17 protein-coding genes are annotated in these 16,705 nt (G+C 64.8%); 3 read left to right on the top strand and 14 right to left on the bottom strand.

Features of this window, described 5'->3' with window-relative positions; translation table 11 throughout:
* Positions 1 to 89 precede the first annotated feature (89 nt).
* The 10 genes from HHL14_RS03320 to HHL14_RS03275 form a co-directional block, all read right to left on the bottom strand.
* On the bottom strand, positions 90 to 863 hold the full coding sequence (locus HHL14_RS03320) for an MBL fold metallo-hydrolase (protein WP_169496132.1): 774 nt from the start codon (positions 861 to 863) through the stop codon (positions 90 to 92).
* Between the two features lie 7 nt (positions 864 to 870).
* Entirely contained in the window at positions 871 to 2,010 is a 1,140-nt protein-coding gene (bamC, locus tag HHL14_RS03315) for an outer membrane protein assembly factor BamC (protein ID WP_169496131.1), read from the bottom strand.
* A 129-nt stretch (positions 2,011 to 2,139) separates the two neighbouring features.
* Entirely contained in the window at positions 2,140 to 3,057 is a 918-nt protein-coding gene (gene dapA, locus HHL14_RS03310; protein WP_169496130.1) for a 4-hydroxy-tetrahydrodipicolinate synthase, read from the bottom strand.
* A gap of 43 nt (positions 3,058 to 3,100) precedes the next feature.
* Positions 3,101 to 3,700, bottom strand: coding sequence for a class I SAM-dependent methyltransferase (locus tag HHL14_RS03305; RefSeq protein ID WP_169496129.1), 600 nt, complete (start codon positions 3,698 to 3,700; stop codon positions 3,101 to 3,103).
* A 56-nt stretch (positions 3,701 to 3,756) separates the two neighbouring features.
* Entirely contained in the window at positions 3,757 to 4,959 is a 1,203-nt protein-coding gene (locus HHL14_RS03300; RefSeq protein ID WP_169496128.1) for a tryptophan--tRNA ligase, read from the bottom strand.
* 7 nt (positions 4,960 to 4,966) lie between these two features.
* Complete coding sequence (locus HHL14_RS03295) at positions 4,967 to 5,629, bottom strand: site-2 protease family protein (RefSeq protein WP_169496127.1); 663 nt, start codon at positions 5,627 to 5,629, stop codon at positions 4,967 to 4,969.
* A 64-nt stretch (positions 5,630 to 5,693) separates the two neighbouring features.
* Positions 5,694 to 6,329 (bottom strand): L-threonylcarbamoyladenylate synthase, encoded by a 636-nt coding sequence (locus HHL14_RS03290; RefSeq protein ID WP_169496126.1) that lies wholly within the window; start codon positions 6,327 to 6,329, stop codon positions 5,694 to 5,696.
* Between the two features lie 138 nt (positions 6,330 to 6,467).
* Positions 6,468 to 7,298 (bottom strand): 3',5'-nucleoside bisphosphate phosphatase, encoded by an 831-nt coding sequence (locus HHL14_RS03285; protein ID WP_169496125.1) that lies wholly within the window; start codon positions 7,296 to 7,298, stop codon positions 6,468 to 6,470.
* A 192-nt stretch (positions 7,299 to 7,490) separates the two neighbouring features.
* A complete protein-coding gene (locus HHL14_RS03280) occupies positions 7,491 to 8,375 on the bottom strand; it encodes an alpha/beta fold hydrolase (RefSeq protein WP_169496124.1) in 885 nt (294 codons plus the stop codon).
* 69 nt (positions 8,376 to 8,444) lie between these two features.
* Entirely contained in the window at positions 8,445 to 9,422 is a 978-nt protein-coding gene (locus tag HHL14_RS03275; RefSeq protein WP_169496123.1) for a ferritin-like domain-containing protein, read from the bottom strand.
* Positions 9,423 to 9,817: 395 nt separating this feature from the next.
* Between HHL14_RS03275 and HHL14_RS03270 the strand changes: the two genes are divergently transcribed.
* From HHL14_RS03270 to HHL14_RS03260, 3 genes are all read left to right on the top strand, one after another.
* The gene (locus HHL14_RS03270; RefSeq protein ID WP_169496122.1) at positions 9,818 to 10,342 is read left to right on the top strand and encodes a gamma carbonic anhydrase family protein; all 525 of its coding nucleotides are present in this window, start codon (positions 9,818 to 9,820) and stop codon (positions 10,340 to 10,342) included.
* 64 nt (positions 10,343 to 10,406) lie between these two features.
* Entirely contained in the window at positions 10,407 to 11,357 is a 951-nt protein-coding gene (gene hslO / locus HHL14_RS03265) for an Hsp33 family molecular chaperone HslO (protein ID WP_169496121.1), read from the top strand.
* A 274-nt stretch (positions 11,358 to 11,631) separates the two neighbouring features.
* A complete protein-coding gene (locus tag HHL14_RS03260; protein WP_169496120.1) occupies positions 11,632 to 12,018 on the top strand; it encodes a hypothetical protein in 387 nt (128 codons plus the stop codon).
* A gap of 165 nt (positions 12,019 to 12,183) precedes the next feature.
* On the opposite strand, the gene ftsB is transcribed toward HHL14_RS03260, so the two are convergent.
* The 4 genes from ftsB to HHL14_RS03240 all read right to left on the bottom strand — a co-directional run bounded on the left by ftsB (position 12,184) and on the right by HHL14_RS03240 (position 16,695).
* Complete coding sequence (gene ftsB, locus HHL14_RS03255) at positions 12,184 to 12,621, bottom strand: cell division protein FtsB (RefSeq protein ID WP_169496119.1); 438 nt, start codon at positions 12,619 to 12,621, stop codon at positions 12,184 to 12,186.
* Between the two features lie 113 nt (positions 12,622 to 12,734).
* Complete coding sequence (gene eno / locus HHL14_RS03250; RefSeq protein WP_085480598.1) at positions 12,735 to 14,018, bottom strand: phosphopyruvate hydratase; 1,284 nt, start codon at positions 14,016 to 14,018, stop codon at positions 12,735 to 12,737.
* A gap of 164 nt (positions 14,019 to 14,182) precedes the next feature.
* Positions 14,183 to 15,037 carry a 3-deoxy-8-phosphooctulonate synthase gene (kdsA, locus tag HHL14_RS03245; RefSeq protein WP_169496118.1) on the bottom strand — a complete coding sequence of 285 codons (855 nt, stop codon included), beginning with the start codon at positions 15,035 to 15,037 and terminating at the stop codon, positions 14,183 to 14,185.
* Positions 15,034 to 16,695 carry a CTP synthase gene (locus HHL14_RS03240; protein WP_169496117.1) on the bottom strand — a complete coding sequence of 554 codons (1,662 nt, stop codon included), beginning with the start codon at positions 16,693 to 16,695 and terminating at the stop codon, positions 15,034 to 15,036. The genes kdsA and HHL14_RS03240 overlap by 4 nt, the downstream gene beginning before the upstream one ends.
* Positions 16,696 to 16,705 lie beyond the last annotated feature (10 nt).

Here is a 16,705-nt window from a genome sequence, read left to right as displayed (position 1 = left end):
ATTGCTCGTGATGGGCTTTTTTCATTGCACGACGCTTGAGGCCTACCGCACGCGCGACACGATTCGAATCACATTGGCGTCGAACCGACTCAAAGAGACAGCCACGCAAACCCATCGCTCTGCGACGCCACCACCACTTCGGTGGCCGACGCGCCGAGCACGCCCGCCAGCGCCGCCTGCGCGAGTTCCGGCAAATTATTCTGCTGGCTCAGATGCGCGGCAACCAGGTGCCGCAGGCGCAAACGATCGAGCGAGGCCAGAATTTCCGCCGCCGCGTCATTGTTCAGATGCCCGTGATCGCCACCGATGCGCGCCTTTAGCGACGGCGGATATCGGCTGCCCGAGAGCATCTGCACGTCATGGTTGCATTCGAGCACGAGCGCATCGCACCCGCTCAGCACCGAGCTGATATGAGGCGTGGACATGCCGACGTCGGTCAGCACGCCAAGCCGGCTCGCCCCGTTCGAGAACACGTATTGCAGCGGCTCGCGAGCGTCGTGCGGAACGGTATAGGGAAGGACGCTGAGGTCGCCGATCGCTACCGCCTCGTCACCCCACAACACCTGCAGATCGACATCGGCTTCGTCGGCGCCCACCGCGCGCGCGGTGCCCCAGCTCATGTACAACGGAATCGACCACTTGCGGGCCAGCGTCAGTGCGCCGCCGATGTGGTCGCTATGCTCATGCGTAATCAGAATCGCGTCGAGATGCTCGGCACTGCCGCCGAGCCGCGTCAACCGCCGCTCCACTTCCCGCGCGGAAAAACCGCAATCGAGCAGCACACGCGTAGTGGTCGCGCCGCTGTGCGCCTCCACCAGCAGCGCGTTGCCTTCACTGCCGCTGCCGAGACTGGCGAAGCGCACGACGCGCCTAGTTCAGTTGCGCGTGCAGCAGCGACACGATGCGCTGCGCGTCCGACGACGTATCGATCTGGCCATTCGTGTTCAGCACCGCGACCTGCGTGACCGCGTCACCCTTCGCGCGCACGTTGACGAGGAATTCCTGACCCGGCTTGCGCGCCGAATTGCCGCTATAGAACAGCTTGCCGAAGAGCCCTTCCTTCTTCAGCTCCTGCATCGAATCCGCGTAACGCACGTAGTAGATGCCCTTCTCGCGGTCACGGTTGTCCACCGTGAAGTTGGTGCGATCGAGCGCGAGGCCGACGCGCAGCCATGCACGGTCGAACGACTCCTGCAGATCGAGCGTCGACGCGCCCGCGTCATGCTCGATCGTGGCCGGCGCGGTGCCCGAGTGCGCATCGGTCAGCAACTGCTTCGACTGCGCTTCGGTCAGGCCAAATTTCTGCATCAGCTTGGCAAGGAACATCGCTTCGAGCGCCGGGTCGCGCGGACGCTCTTCCCAGCGCGACGAGGTCTTGTCCTGCCCCGTCATCACTTCTTCCATCGCGCTATGCGCGATCGAGATGTCCGTCGTGCCGCCCGGACCGCGCGACACGAGCGTGCGGAAGCTGTCGCGGGTACCCGACGAATACGCGAAGTCGATCAGCTTGCCCACCGTGCGACGGAACCAGTCGTCCGGAATGTTCGCGCGATTTTCGGCCCAGTCGGTCGTCATGATGCCGGTGGCCGGCGCGTCGGTCTTCAGCGCGAAGCCGTTCTCCTGCCAGAATTCCTGCAGTTGCGGCCACAGCTGTTCCGGCGAGCGGCCGTCGACCACCAGCCAGCGGCGGTCGCCGTCGCGCTCGATATGCATGCCGAGCGGATCCTGCGCGGTTGGCTGACCTTCGGTCGCGTTGCCCGCAGCCGTGACCGTGCGCGCCGTTGCACCGCCCAGCGCCAGATTGGCGGGAGGCGCCACATAGCGCTGATCGGCCGGCGAGGTGCTCAGATCGCTCGGCACAGCGAGCGGCGGCGCGCTCGGGGTAGCCTTGTAGTCGACGCGGTCGGAAGCGAACCAGTCGTTCAGCGTGTCACAGCCGGCGAGCGACGACAGGGCAAGCGCCAGCGCCGCCATGCGGGTTGCGTGGAGGGAAAGTGCGGAACGTTTCATGAAGTCCTTCGTGATACTGGAACGCGATGCCTGGTTCGGTCTGCCGGGAACGTGGGCTGGAGCGACGTCGGTTAATGAAATGCCGGTGGCGGCCTTGCACGGGCGCGACGACTGGACGGCGCGCGCCGCTCAGCCGAGCAGGCCCGCTTCGCGCAGCGCGCCGCGCACCACTTCGTGGTATTGCGCGTCGAGCGGCGTGAGCGGCAGGCGGATGCCGCCCTGCACGCGCCCCATCTGCTGCAGCGCCCATTTCGCCGGAATCGGATTCGCTTCGGCGAACAGGTATTTGTGCAGCGACAGGAGTTTCAGATGAATTTCGCGCGCGGTCTTCGCGTCCGCGGCGAGCGCGGCCTTGCACAAATCGCTCATTGCGCGCGGCGCGACGTTCGCGGTGACCGAGATGTTGCCGTGGCCGCCGAGCAGCATCAGCGCGATCGCGGTGGGATCGTCGCCGCTATAGATGCCGAAGTGAGCCGGCGCCGCCTTGATCAGCTGCGCGGCACGATCGATGTTGCCGGTCGCTTCCTTCACGCCGATGATGCCCGGCACCTGCGCGCAACGCAGGATGGTCTCGTTGCTCATGTCGGCCACGGTGCGGCCCGGCACGTTGTACAGGATCACCGGCAGATCGACGCTTTCGGCGATCTTCGAGAAATGGCGGTAGATGCCTTCCTGGGTCGGCTTGTTGTAGTACGGCACGACCTGCAGCGTCGCGTCCGCGCCGACTTCCTTCGCGTGCCGCGTGAGTTCGATCGCTTCGGCGGTCGAATTGGCGCCCGCGCCCGCGATCACCGGAATCCGGCCCGCGGCGTGCTCGACCGCGGTCTTGACCATCAGCACGTGTTCTTCGACCGACAGCGTGGCCGACTCGCCGCTCGTGCCGACGACGACCAGCGCGTCCGTGCCTTCGTCGACGTGCCAGTCGACCAGTTTGCGAAACGCCGGCAGATCGAGGCTGCCGTCTTCGAGCATCGGGGTGATGATGGCAGGAATGCTGCCGCGAATCTTAACGCCGTCCTGGTGACCGCTCTGCTTGCCGTTAGTCATGAAAAGCCATGAATTTGATCAGGTAAACCGCGATTGTAGCGGATTAGCCAGCCAACTCGTAACACGGCGGAGATGCCGCCTGCTCGGGGTTGTTTGAACGCTCCGCCTCCCGGATCGCACAGATCCGCTGAACGTAGGCCGGACGCGGCTGCGCGAGAAATCCATCCTCGAACGCGAGCACCCGCAACTGGCCATGCACGCGTTCGAGAAGCTCGCCCGGAGCGAGCAGAAACGCAGGATTGGAGGGTTTGCCGACGCTTTCGTTTCCTTGCGCGAAGGTCTCGTAAACCAGTACGCCGCCGGGCGCGAGCGCGCGCAGCAAGTGCGGGAAAAGCGGCCGGTGCAGGTAGTTCGTCACGACGATTGCGGCGAACGCCGCATCGTCAGGCAACGGCCACGGCGCGCCTTCGAGGTCGGCCACGCAGCGCGTGACGAGCGGCACATCGCGCAGCAGGTCGAGCGCGGCCGCGTCGCGATCGAGCGCGATCACCGGATGGCCGCGCGATGCGAAAAACCGCGCGTGCCGCCCCGCGCCCGCCGCCACGTCGAGCACCGCGCCGCCCGGCGCGACCAGATGCGCCCAGCGGCGTACCCAGCGCGACGGCTCACCGAGACCGTGCGGAAGCGCGGCGGATGTGCTCATATTGCGTGGCGTCGGTTGCGTTGGTTGCGTCGGTTGCGTTTCGGCGGCGTGCCGGCTCAGTTGTACGACAGGCCCATCGCCTCGCGGACGTCGCGCATCGTCTCGGTCGCGAAGCGGCGTGCCTTGTCGCAGCCGTCGGCGACGATCGCGCGCAACAGCGACGGGTCGTCCATGTACTTCTGCGCGCGCTCGAGCATCGGCTGCTGCTCGCGCAAAATCCCTTCGATCACCGGCTGCTTGCACTCCAGACAGCCGATGCCCGCCGAACGGCAACCCTTCTGCACCCACTCGTGCGTGGCTTCGTCGGTATAGACCTGATGCAGCTGCCATACCGGGCACTTGTCCGGATCGCCCGGATCGGTGCGGCGCACGCGCGCCGGGTCGGTCGGCATCGTGCGGACCTTCTTCGTGATGGTCTCCGCGTCTTCGCGCAGACCGATCGTGTTGCCGTACGACTTCGACATCTTCTGGCCGTCGAGGCCCGGCATGCGCGACGCTTCGGTCAGCATCGCCTGCGGTTCGACGAGGATGATCTTGCGCGAACCTTCGAGGTAACCGAACAGACGCTCGCGATCGCTCATCGACAGGCTCTGCGACTCCTGCAGCATCGCGCGCGCGCGCTCGAGCGCTTCGTCGTCGCCTTCCTGCTGATACGCGTTGCGCAGCTCGTGATAAAGCTTCGCGCGCTTGCCGCCGAGCTTCTTCGCGGCTTCGTTCGCTTTCTCCTCGAAGCCCGGCTCGCGGCCGTACAGATAGTTGAAGCGGCGCGCGATTTCGCGCGTCATCTCGACGTGCGGCACCTGGTCTTCACCGACCGGCACGAGCGAGCCGCGATACAGCAGAATGTCCGCCGCCATCAGCACCGGATAGCCGAGGAAGCCGTAGGTGGACAGGTCCTTGTCCTTGAGCTTCTCCTGCTGCTCCTTGTAGGTCGGCACGCGTTCGAGCCAGCCGAGCGGCGTGCTCATGCCGAGCAGCAACGCGAGCTCCGCGTGCTCGGGCACCTTGCTCTGGATGAACAGCGTCGCCTGCGCCGGATCGATGCCGGAAGCGAGCCAGTCGATCAGCACGTCCCACACGTTCTTTTCGATCACCTCGGGCGTTTCGTAGTGCGTCGTCAGCGCGTGCCAGTCGACCACGCAGAAGAAGCACGGGTACTCGGACTGCAGCTTGACCCAGTTTTTCAGCACGCCGTGATAGTGGCCGAGGTGCAGCGACCCGGTGGGCCGCATGCCGGAGAAGATACGGTCTGGGAACATGGTTGTATTAGAAGAGCGAAACGAGTGGAGTCAGAATTGCGGTGATGGCGCTATAGCCAAGCGTGACGAGCGGCCTCAGCCAGAAACGCGTGAGCGTGCCCGTCATCACGAGCGCCATCACGATGAAAAAGCCGTACGGTTCGAGCCGCGAGAGCGCGATCGATTGCTTCGGCGGCAACAGCGCCATCAGCACGCGGCCACCGTCGAGCGGCGGCAGCGGAAAGAGATTCAGCACGCCGAGCACGAGGTTCACGCCGACACCGGCACCCGCCATGCGCGTGAAAAACGGTTCGTCGACGTTGAGCACCGCGAGCGCGACGCCGACCACGCCCCAGATCAGCGCCTGGATGAAATTGCAGGCCGGGCCGGCAGCCGCGACCCACAGGCTGCCCCAGCGCGGATTGCGCAGATTGCCGAACGCGACCGGCACCGGCTTCGCATAGCCGAACATGAAGGCGCCGCTCGTCGCGAAGTACAGCAGCAGCGGAATCGCGATCGTGCCGAGCGGGTCGATGTGGCGCATCGGATTGACCGACACGCGGCCGAGCACGTAAGCGGTGTTGTCGCCAAGCCAGCGCGCGACGTAACCGTGCGCGGCCTCGTGCAGCGTGATCGCGAAGACCACCGGCAGCGCGTAGACCGCAATCGTCTGTATCAGGGAGGAATCCATAGCTCGCTATTGTAACAACGCGCCTGCGCGCGTCTGTCCGCTTTCTCTCATGCAGTCCATACCGTCACGCCGTCTCGGCGAGACCGAACGGCGCGAGCGGACCGCGCCCTGCCCGCACCAGCACCGGGTCCGAACCGGTCAGGTCGATCACGGTGGACGGCTCGCACACGCACGCTCCGCCATCGATCACGAGATCCAGCTGCTTTTCGAGCCGCGCGCGGATTTCCTCGGGGTCGTTCAGCGGCTCGGTTTCGCCGGGCATGATCAGCGTCGAGCCGAGCAGCGGCTGGCCGAGCTCCTCGAGAATCGCGAGCGTGATCGCATGATCCGGCACGCGCAGACCGATCGTCTTGCGCGACGGATGCGACACCCGCCGCGGCACTTCCTTGGTGGCCTGCAGCACGAACACGTACGGGCCCGGCGTCACCGATTTAAGCAGCCGATACTGGCGATTGTCCACCATCGCAAAATTAGCGAGCTCCGACAGATCGCGCACGAGCAGCGACAGCAACTGCTTTTCGTCGAGCCCGCGAATCCGCCGCAGCCGCTCGACCGCGTCCTTGTCGTCGAGATGGCAGGCGAGCGCGTAGGTCGAATCGGTCGGCAACGCGACCACGCCGCCGTCGTTGATGATCTGCACGGCCTGCTTGACGAGGCGCGGCTGCGGATTTTCAGGATGAAGCCGGAAGTATTGGGACATGGAAACTCACGATGACGACAGATGCACGGCGACGGACGGGAGGCGGCGAATAGCAGTGCGATGCAGTGCGCGTGCCGCATCCGGCGGGCTTGCGCGCGCGACGTGCCATGAGGGCACGCTCCGCGGCACAACCCGCGGTCACAGCCAGCGTTCCCAGACGGGCTTGAGATCAGCGGGTAGCTGCGGCAGTGCGCCGAGCTCGATGCGGCCCTCGCCGGGCGCGTGGAAGTCGGAGCCGCGCGAGGCCTCGAAGCCGAAGCGGCGCGCGACGTCCGCGTATTCGCGGTATTGGTCGGGCGTGTGGCTGCCGGTCACGACCTCGATCGCCTTGCCGCCGAGATCGATGAATTCGCCGAAGAACGTATCGAATTCGAGCTGCGAGTAGGCGTAGCGCCCGGGATGCGCGACGATCGCCACGCCGCCGGCGGCCTGGATCCAGCCGAGCGCGTCGGCGAGTTTGGACCAGCGGTGTGCGATATAGGCCGGTTTGCCGTCGCCGAGATAGCGATCGAACACTTCCTGCGTGGTCGCGCAGTGGCCGTGTTCGACCATGAAACGCGCGAAATGCGTGCGCGAAATCATGTCGGGATTCGATACGTATTTCTGCGCGCCTTCGTACGCGCCCGGAATGCCGAGCGTGGCCAGTTGCTCGCCGATCGCCTCGGCGCGCGCGGCACGGCCGTCGCGCGTGCGCGCGAGACCGTCGATCAGGATCTGGCTGGTCGGATCGATGCCGAGTCCGACGATGTGCACGGTACGCGCCGCCCACGTGACGGAAATCTCGACGCCGCTCAGGTAGCTCATGCCGAGCGCCTCGGCGGTGGTGCGCGCCTCGTGCTGGCCGCCCACTTCGTCGTGATCCGTGAGCGCCCACAGCGTCACGCCGTTCGCGTGCGCGCGACGCGCGACGTCGGCCGGCGCGAACTGGCCGTCGGAAACGGTGGAGTGGCAGTGAAGATCGGCGTTCATCGTGGTCCTGGAAAGTTCTGTGGTCATTTTACTGCAATGCAGTAAGGGACCGCAGGGGTATCTCGCGGCGCGGCTTCCGCTTGCCGGCGCGGCGAGAGTTCAGGAGCGCTGATGAGTCGAATTCGGGGCCGTATCGGGAGCCGAATCAGGGAGCCGAATGAGGCGAATCGGAAAGCGAGCGGCGCACCGCGCTTATGCGCAGAAGCCCTCGATCAACGCCGCGATCTGCTCCGGCTGGTCGTGATGCACCATGTGCCCGGCTTCCTCGATGATCGCTTCGCGCCAGTCCGGAAACGCCTGGAAGCGCGCCTTGAATTCGTCGAGTGGAATCTCGCCTGCGATCTGCGCGAGCGTCGGCGAACCGGCGGCCTCGACGTGCAGCACCTTCGCGCTGACTTTACGCCACACCGCCATCACTTCGTCGAGGCGATACAGCATCGGGCCGCGCACCTTGTGCGCCGGATCGGCCAGCAGCATGTATCCCCCTTCCCCGTCCGGCTTCGACCAGTGCTGCGCGAGGAATTGCGCGCGCCCCGGATCGAGGCGCGGATTGGTCCGGATCAGACGCCCGGCGACGTCGTCGAGCGACGCGTAGCGCCCCAGCCGCGGCGGATCGCGCAGTTCGTCGAGCCAGTTGAGCAGACGCCTGGGCGCCTGCGCCGGATGCGACGGCGCGAGCCCGAAGCCCTCCAGATCGACCACGCGCCGCACCCGCTGCGGCCGCACGCCCGCGTACAGACACACGACGTTCGCTCCCATGCTGTGACCGACGAGGTTCACCTCGCCCCCCGGCGCATAGTGGTCGAGCAGCGCGTCGAGGTCGCCGAGATAGTCCTGGATCCAGTAACTGCCGCCGCCGCGCTCGGCGATCGGCCAGTCGGACAGGCCGAAGCCGCGCATGTCGGGCGCGATCACCTGCCAGTCGTGAGCGAGTGCATCGACGACGAACTGGAACGACGCCCCGACATCCATCCAGCCGTGCAGCATGAACAGTATCGGTGCGTCGGGCGAGCCCCAACGCCGCACATGCAGACGGACGCCGCGCGCGGCAACGAACTCAGAGCGGGAAATATTCATAAACGGCACACCCAGAAAAAAGAATGGTCGTTCGATTATAGGGACAGGCGGGCAAGAAGTGGTAACGGATTATTGAGATGCGGCTCGGTTGTCTGTGGCCGGCGTTGCCGGTTGGTCGTTCGGTTGCTCGCCCGGTTGGTCGTCCTGGCGCCGCGCCTGCTGGGCGTCTTGCCCGGCACCCTGCTCGGCATCGAGGCCCGCGAGCGCGGCAAGTTCGGCTTCGTCGAAACCTGCCTCGCGACGCGCCTCGAAGTTGAACGGGCCGCGCAGTTTCGGCGCGTGATACTGATCGGCCAGACGCAGATAGGTCTCGTGAGGATCGAGACCGCGACCGTCGCACAGATGACGAAACCAGCGGTTGCCGATCAACACGTGGCCGATTTCATCGCGCAGGATCACGTCGAGAATCGCCGCCGACGCGTGATCGCCCGCCTGTTGCAGACGCGCGCGGATCGGCGGCGACGCGTCGAGGCCGCGTGCTTCGAGGGTGCGCGGCACCAGCGCCATGCGCGCGAGCACGTTGCCGCGCGTGCGCTCGCACATGTCCCACAGGCCGCCGTGCGCCGGGAAATCGCCGTACGCGTGGCCGTATTCGGCAAGCCGCGTGGCGAGCAGCGAGTAATGGTAGGCCTCCTCGGCGGCGACCTTGAGCCAGTCGACGTAGAACGCCGCGGGCATCGCGGCGAAGCGCCAGACGGCGTCAAGCGCGAGATTGATCGCATTGAATTCGATGTGCGCGAGCGCATGCAGCAGCACCGCTCGGCCTTGCGGCGACTGCATGCTGCGACGGCCGAGCTGGCGCGGCTCGACCAGTTCGGGGCGCGCGGGACGGCCCGGCAGATCGGCGGGTTCGGCGAGTTCGAGGTCCGCGTGACAGATCGCGCGGCCGTCGAGTACCGCCGCGTAAAGCGCGCGGGTCGCGGCGGCCTTCGTGGCCGGATCCTGCTCGCACAACGCGGCAAGCGCGGCGCGGCGCGCGCAGGACGGTTCGTCGGCGGAATTCGAGGCGGTCGAGGCGGAGGAAACGGGCGAAGCGGCGGACGTCATGACTAGCGGATCGGGCAATTGAAGCGGGAGAAGCGATGGACAAGGTGCGGCGGGAAACGTCGTGGCGCAAAAATCGGCCGCAGGAAAAACCGACAGGCACGGCGGCACGGCGGCACGGCGGCACGGCGGCACGGCGGCACGGCAACAGGCTAACGCGCCCCGTGCCACTGGCGAAACGGTCACCTACCCTCCCACCAGCGCAACCGAAATCCCACCCCCCCGCTGCGCGGCCGCGCCAGGCGCCCCGGACGCACAACCGTTTACAATACCCGATTCGACTACCCGGCGCGCCTTCGCGCGCGCCCGTCGGTTAGCGAGACGGAACACCCGACCACCATCGCGGGCCGGCGCAAGCCGCCCTGCCCGCGTGCGGCGACCGATCAACAGGAGACATTGTGACGATTTACAAGCTGGGCGACGCCGCCCCGATCATCCATGAAAGCGTGTTCGTCGCGGATTCGGCGAACATCATCGGCAACGTGACGCTCGAGGAGAACTCGAGCGTGTGGTTCGGTGCGACGCTGCGCGGCGACAACGAACCGATCACGATCGGCGCGGGCAGCAACGTGCAGGAAAGCGCCGTGCTGCACACCGACCACGGCTTCCCGCTGACGATCGAGCCGAACGTGACGATCGGCCATCAGGCGATGCTGCACGGCTGCACGGTCAAGGAAGGCGCGCTGATCGGCATTCAGGCGGTGGTCTTGAATGGCGCGGTGATCGGCCGCAACTGTCTGGTCGGAGCGGGCGCCGTCGTCACCGAGGGCAAGGTGTTTCCCGACAATACGCTGATTCTCGGCGCGCCCGCGAAAGCGGTGCGTGAGCTGACGGAAGCGGATATCGCCAATATGCAGCGCGGCACGGCAAGCTATGCCGAACGCCGCGAGTATTTCAAGGCGCAGCTCGTACGCATCGGCTAGACGGCCGGCGCGCGCGGCGCGCAAAGACGCGGCATCGGCCGCGTCATTCCACTGAGGAAAAGTTGTGAGCGACCAGTTGCAAAAATTCATGTTCAGCACGGCGCCGGTGCGCGGCGAGATCGTTTCCCTGAGCAATACCTGGCAGGAGGTGCTGACGCGCCGCGATTATCCGGCGCCGGTGCGAACGATTCTGGGCGAAATGATGGCGGCGTGCGCGCTGCTGTCGGCAAACCTGAAATTCGACGGCACGCTCGTCATGCAGATTTTCGGCGATGGCCCGGTCAAGATGCTCGTCGTGCAGTGCAGCTCGAATCTGACGATGCGCGCGACAGCGAAACTCTCCGCCGACCTCAGCCACATGATCGACGACGCCACCCCGCTCGTCGAGCTCGTGAACGCGAGCGGTCACGGCCGCTGCGTGATCACGCTCGACCCGAGCGACAAGCAGCCCGGTCAGCAGCCGTATCAGAGCATCGTGCCGCTCGAGGGCGTCGACGGACCGCTGAAGTCGATCGCCGAGGTGCTCGAGCACTACATGCATCACTCCGAGCAGCTCGACACGCGCATGTGGCTCGCCGCGAACACCGAGCGCGCGGTCGGCATGCTGCTGCAGAAGCTGCCGGGCGACGGCGGCATCGTCCCGCATCCGGGCCAGCTCGACGCCGACACGTGGGAACGCGTGTGCACGCTCGGCGGCACGCTCTCGCAGGACGAACTGCTGAAGGAGGAGCCGGAGACGGTATTCCGCCGGCTCTTCTGGCAGGAAAACGTCCAGCATTTCGAGCCGGTCGGCGCGCGCTTCGAGTGCACGTGCTCGCGCGAAAAAGTCGGCGCAATGCTGAAGATGCTCGGCCGCGATGAAGTGGATGGCGTGATCGAGGAGCGTGGCCACGTCGAAATTCATTGCGAGTTCTGCAATCAACGCTACGAGTTCGATCCGGTCGACGTCGCGCAACTTTTCATGGTCGGCGAACTCTCACAGGGTGTGACGCCGGCGGCCGATCAGCGTCATTGATACCTGCGTAATACTCGCCCGAAGCGGGCTTCATGGCAGCTTGCCGGCCGCCTGAGCTAGCTTCCGCGATGCTCGCCTCACTGCGCCGCCCTTTGCCTTGTTACGGCTCGGGCGGCGCGCTGCTTTGGGAGGTGGCTTTTCGGGGTTGGCTTTTGAGCGCTATCGATCGCCGCGCGTCGAACATTACGTAGAATCACTAACGATGCATGCGACGACGCATGGCTCCCATGCTTCGCATGGCCGCTGCAAGCCTCGCCCCGATGGAGATTCGAACATGACACACCGTCTTTCGTTACCACGTCACGTGCGTGTGCTGGCCACGCTGGCCATCGTCGCGGGCGGCACGGCACTCACCGGCTGCACGATCGATCCGCCGGGTCCGTCCCCGATCCTGAGCCGTTTGCCGGCCGATCAGGCGCAGGCCGTCAGCCACGGGCAGGCACTCTCGCCGGAAGAACGCGCGCGCTACGACGCGATCGACCGTCAGGTGATGTTCGAACAGGATCAGACGATGGCGGCCGAAGCCGCCGCTCAGGCGTGGTCGCGCTATTACTCGCCGTCGCCGCCGGTTACTTTCTCCGGTGGTTTTTCCACCGGTGGCTGGGGGCGTGGCTGGGGCACCGGCATTGGCGTCGGCTTTGGGCCGTCCTGGGGGTGGTAAAGCCGCAAACGGCCAATAAGCAGGCCAATAAGCGGACCATAAGCGGCCAGGCGTGTCAGCAAGCGCGGGTATGGCCGCGCAAAAGAAAAAGCGCGGCTCATTCGAACCGCGCTTTTTTTACGTCCTGCCTTTTAACATCCTTCGCTCCGGGACGACCTCAGCCGCTCAATGCGCCGGCTTCTTCTCCTTCGCAGCCGCGGCCTTGCCGCCGTGCCTGCGATCCGGCCTCGCACGCGACTCCGGATTCGGCACCACGTGCAACGGCGCCGCCGATACCTCACCGCGCGTCGACGTATTCGCTGACGGCGTGTTCGGCGTCGGCAACGGCTGGTTCGGCGACACGAACTGCACGAACACTTCGCCGTCCTTGACCATGCCCATTTCGTAGCGCGCCCGCTCCTCGACCGCGGCCGTGCCGTTCTGCAGATCCTGCACTTCGCCCTGAATGCGCTCGTTGCGCAGCTTCGAGTCGGCATTCTTCTGCAATTGCTGCGCGAGCTGCTGCTGCAACTCATGCACGCGTAGCCAGCCACCATGCCCCCACCAGAGCGGGTACTGGATCAGCGCCAGCAGAACGATCAGGACAGCAGTAACAAGCCGCATGAAGTAAGCACAATAAATACGCGCCGCCCTGCGCTATACGCAGGGCGGCGGGGTCAATCACAAACGAAGGATAACCGGCTCATCGATCGGCGTGTACAAACTGGCCGTCAGATTTAACGCAGATTGTAGAACGCCGACTTGCCCGGGTAGCTGGCGATATCGCCCAGATCTTCCTCGATACGCAGCAGCTGGTTGTATTTCGAGATGCGATCCGAACGCGACAGCGAACCGGTCTTGATCTGGCCGGCGTTCAGGCCGACCGCGATATCCGCGATCGTCGAATCTTCGGTTTCGCCCGAGCGGTGCGAGATCACGGCCGTGTAGCCGGCGCGCTTGGCCATTTCGATCGCCGCGAAGGTTTCCGTCAGCGTGCCGATCTGGTTGATCTTGATCAGGATCGAGTTAGCGATGCCCTTCTCGATACCTTCCTTCAGAATGCGCGTGTTCGTGACGAACAGATCGTCGCCGACCAGCTGAACCTTCTTGCCGAGCTTGTCGGTCAGCGTCTTCCAGCCTTCCCAGTCGCCTTCGTGCATGCCGTCTTCGATCGACACGATCGGGAACTTGTCGGCGAGGTTCGCGAGATAGTCCGCGAATTCCGTCGACGACAGCTGCAGGCCTTCGCCCGCCAGTTGGTACTTGCCGTCGTGGTAGAACTCGCTGGCCGCGCAGTCGAGCGCGAGCAGCACGTCTTCACCGGCGCGGTAGCCAGCTTTCTCGATAGCTTGCAGGATGGTGGACAGGCATTCCTCGTTGCTGCCGAAGTTCGGCGCGAAGCCGCCTTCGTCACCGACGGCCGTGCTCATGCCGCGATCCGACAGGATCTTCTTCAGCGCATGGAACACTTCGGCGCCGCAGCGCAGTGCTTCGCGGAAGGTCGGCTGGCTGACCGGGACGATCATGAATTCCTGGATGTCCAGGCTGTTGTTTGCGTGCGCGCCACCGTTGACGATGTTCATCATCGGCACCGGCAGTTGCATCGCGCCCGAACCGCCGAAGTAGCGGTACAGCGGCAGGCCGGCTTCTTCAGCAGCGGCCTTCGCGACGGCCATCGACACAGCCAGCATCGCGTTCGCGCCGAGGCGCGACTTGTTGTCGGTGCCGTCGAGTTCGAGCAGCGTCTTGTCGAGGAACGCCTGCTCGGAAGCGTCGAGACCCATGATCGCTTCGGAGATTTCAGTGTTGATGTGCTCGACGGCCTTCAGCACGCCCTTGCCGCCGTAACGGCCGGCTTCGCCGTCGCGCAGTTCGATCGCTTCGCGCGAGCCGGTCGATGCGCCCGACGGTACCGCTGCGCGGCCCATCGTGCCCGACTCGAGCAGCACGTCGCATTCGACGGTGGGGTTGCCTCGCGAATCGAGAATCTCTCGACCGATGATGTCTACGATAGCACTCATGGTTTCCTCAAAGGATGACGTTGAATTCTTTACTGTGACACTGTATCGGGACCTGTCGGTCTCCCCGACAGACAACTCGCGCGCCGATACGTTCGACGACCATTTCGCGAAAACGCCGCGTGCCGATTATCGAGGGAAATCGTGACACGCGGCGTTCGCCTGACTCAGTTGAAATCGCTTTCGAGGAACGGGCCGCGCTTGACGGCCCGGTCGAGCGTAACAAGCGTCTCGAGCAGGTCGGCCATACGATTGAGCGGCACCGCGTTCGGTCCGTCCGACTTCGCCTGCGGCGGATTCGGGTGGGTTTCCATGAACAGACCGGAGACACCCACTGCAACCGCGGCGCGCGCGAGCACCGGCACGAATTCGCGCTGGCCGCCCGAGCTCGTGCCCTGACCGCCCGGCAATTGCACCGAGTGCGTTGCGTCGAACACGACCGGCGCGTTGGTTTCGCGCATGATCGCGAGCGAACGCATGTCCGACACGAGATTGTTATAGCCGAACGAGACGCCGCGCTCGCACGCCATGAAGCGGTCTTCCGACAGACCGGCTTCACGCGCGGCGTCGCGCGCCTTGTCGATCACGTTCTTCATGTCGTGCGGCGCGAGAAACTGGCCTTTCTTGATGTTGACCGGCTTGCCCGAGCGCGCGCACGCGTGGATGAAGTCGGTCTGACGGCACAGGAACGCGGGCGTTTGCAGCACGTCGACCACCGACGCGACCTGCTCGATCTCGTGCTCGGCGTGCACGTCGGTCAACACCGGCAGACCGAGCTGGCGCTTCACTTCCGACAGGATACGCAAGCCCTCGTCCATGCCCAGACCGCGGAACGACTTGCCGCTGCTGCGGTTGGCCTTGTCGTACGACGATTTGTAGATGAACGGAATGTTCAGCTTCGCGCAGATTTCCTTCAGGCGGCCGGCCGTGTCGATCGTCATCTGTTCGGATTCGACGACACAGGTACCGGCGATCAGGAAAAACGGCTTGTCGAGCCCGATTTCGAAATCGCCCAGTTTCATGCTTTCTCCTCAACCCTCGACTGCTGATGCGCGAGCGCTGCTTCGACGAACGACTTGAACAGCGGATGACCGTCGCGCGGCGTGGACGTGAATTCCGGGTGGAACTGCACGCCGACGAACCACGGGTGCATGCTGCGCGGCAGTTCCATCATTTCCGGCAGATCTTCGCTCGGCGTACGGGCGCTGATGACGAGACCACCTGCTTCGAGTTGCGGCACGAAACGGTTATTCACCTCATAACGGTGACGATGGCGCTCGTTCACGTCCTTGCCGTAGATCTCTTCGGCGAGCGTGCCGGCCTTGATCGGGCAGCGCTGCGAGCCGAGGCGCATCGTGCCGCCGAGGTCCGACTCTTCCGTGCGCTTCTCGACACGGCCTTCGCGGTCGTACCACTCGGTGATCAGCGCGACCACGCGGTTCTTGGTGTCCTGATCGAACTCGGTGCTGTTCGCGTCCTTCAGGCCGACCACGTCGCGCGCGAATTCGATCACGGCGAGCTGCATGCCGAGGCAGATGCCGAGGTACGGCACCTTCGCTTCGCGTGCATAGCGGATCGCGGCAATCTTGCCTTCGGTGCCGCGACGGCCGAAACCACCCGGCACGAGCACCGCGTCGAGATGCTTGAGGCTCTCGACGCCTTGCGTTTCGATCTCTTCGGAGTCGATATATTCAATGTTCACGCGCGTCGACGTATGCATCGACGCATGGCGCAGCGCTTCGATCAGCGACTTGTACGACTCGGTCAGATCGACGTACTTGCCGACCATGCCGATCGTCACTTCGTGCTTCGGGTTCTCCAGCTTCTCGACCAGATCGGACCACATGGACAGATTGGCCGGCTGCGGCGAGAGCTTGAGCTCTTCGCAGATGATCGCGTCCAGACCCTGATCGTGCAGCATCTGCGGAATCTTGTAGATGCTGTCCGCATCCCACACCGAAATCACGGCGTCTTCCGGCACGTTCGAGAACATGGAGATCTTCGCGCGCTCGTCGTCCGGAATGCGGCGGTCGGCGCGGCACAGCAGCACGTGCGGCGAAATACCGATTTCGCGCAGCTTCTGCACGCTGTGCTGGGTCGGCTTGGTCTTCAGCTCGCCGGCCGTGGCGACCCACGGCACCAGCGTCAGATGCACGAAACACGCGCTGTTGCGGCCGAGGCGCAGGCTCATCTGACGCGCGGCTTCGAGGAACGGCAGCGATTCGATGTCACCCACCGTACCGCCCACTTCGACGATCGCGACATCCGGCTCGCCGCACGTCGCGGAAGCCGCGCCGCGCTCGACGAATGCCTGGATTTCGTTGGTGATGTGCGGAATGACCTGCACGGTCTTGCCGAGATAATCGCCACGGCGTTCCTTGCGGATCACCGATTCGTAAATCTGGCCCGTGGTGAAGTTATTGGCCTTGCGCATCTTCGTGCTGATGAAGCGCTCATAGTGGCCGAGGTCGAGGTCGGTTTCCGCTCCGTCTTCCGTCACGAACACTTCGCCGTGTTGAAACGGGCTCATCGTGCCGGGGTCGACGTTGATGTACGGATCGAGCTTGAGGAGGGTGACTTTAAGACCGCGCGATTCGAGGATCGCGGCGAGGGAAGCGGCGGCAATACCCTTGCCGAGGGAAGATACTACGCCGCCGGTGACGAAAACATATTTGGTCATCGCTGGATGC

The organism is Paraburkholderia antibiotica (genome assembly GCF_012927125.1).
Lineage (GTDB): Bacteria > Pseudomonadota > Gammaproteobacteria > Burkholderiales > Burkholderiaceae > Paraburkholderia > Paraburkholderia antibiotica.
The sequence above is the reverse complement of the archived record's forward strand: the minus strand, read 5'-3'. Positions and strand labels throughout refer to the sequence as shown.

What these genes read in the sequence shown, in the direction of transcription:
- bamC (WP_169496131.1), bottom strand. Translation starts at nt 2,010, where the DNA reads ATGAAACGTTCCGCACTTTCCCTCCACGCAACCCGCATGGCGGCGCTG.
- dapA (WP_169496130.1), bottom strand. Translation starts at nt 3,057, where the DNA reads ATGACTAACGGCAAGCAGAGCGGTCACCAGGACGGCGTTAAGATTCGC.
- HHL14_RS03305 (WP_169496129.1), bottom strand. Translation starts at nt 3,700, where the DNA reads ATGAGCACATCCGCCGCGCTTCCGCACGGTCTCGGTGAGCCGTCGCGC.
- HHL14_RS03300 (WP_169496128.1), bottom strand. Translation starts at nt 4,959, where the DNA reads ATGTTCCCAGACCGTATCTTCTCCGGCATGCGGCCCACCGGGTCGCTG.
- HHL14_RS03295 (WP_169496127.1), bottom strand. Translation starts at nt 5,629, where the DNA reads ATGGATTCCTCCCTGATACAGACGATTGCGGTCTACGCGCTGCCGGTG.
- HHL14_RS03290 (WP_169496126.1), bottom strand. Translation starts at nt 6,329, where the DNA reads ATGTCCCAATACTTCCGGCTTCATCCTGAAAATCCGCAGCCGCGCCTC.
- HHL14_RS03285 (WP_169496125.1), bottom strand. Translation starts at nt 7,298, where the DNA reads ATGAACGCCGATCTTCACTGCCACTCCACCGTTTCCGACGGCCAGTTC.
- HHL14_RS03280 (WP_169496124.1), bottom strand. Translation starts at nt 8,375, where the DNA reads ATGAATATTTCCCGCTCTGAGTTCGTTGCCGCGCGCGGCGTCCGTCTG.
- HHL14_RS03275 (WP_169496123.1), bottom strand. Translation starts at nt 9,422, where the DNA reads ATGACGTCCGCCGCTTCGCCCGTTTCCTCCGCCTCGACCGCCTCGAAT.
- HHL14_RS03260 (WP_169496120.1), top strand. Translation starts at nt 11,632, where the DNA reads ATGACACACCGTCTTTCGTTACCACGTCACGTGCGTGTGCTGGCCACG.
- ftsB (WP_169496119.1), bottom strand. Translation starts at nt 12,621, where the DNA reads ATGCGGCTTGTTACTGCTGTCCTGATCGTTCTGCTGGCGCTGATCCAG.
- eno (WP_085480598.1), bottom strand. Translation starts at nt 14,018, where the DNA reads ATGAGTGCTATCGTAGACATCATCGGTCGAGAGATTCTCGATTCGCGA.
- kdsA (WP_169496118.1), bottom strand. Translation starts at nt 15,037, where the DNA reads ATGAAACTGGGCGATTTCGAAATCGGGCTCGACAAGCCGTTTTTCCTG.
- HHL14_RS03240 (WP_169496117.1), bottom strand. Translation starts at nt 16,695, where the DNA reads ATGACCAAATATGTTTTCGTCACCGGCGGCGTAGTATCTTCCCTCGGC.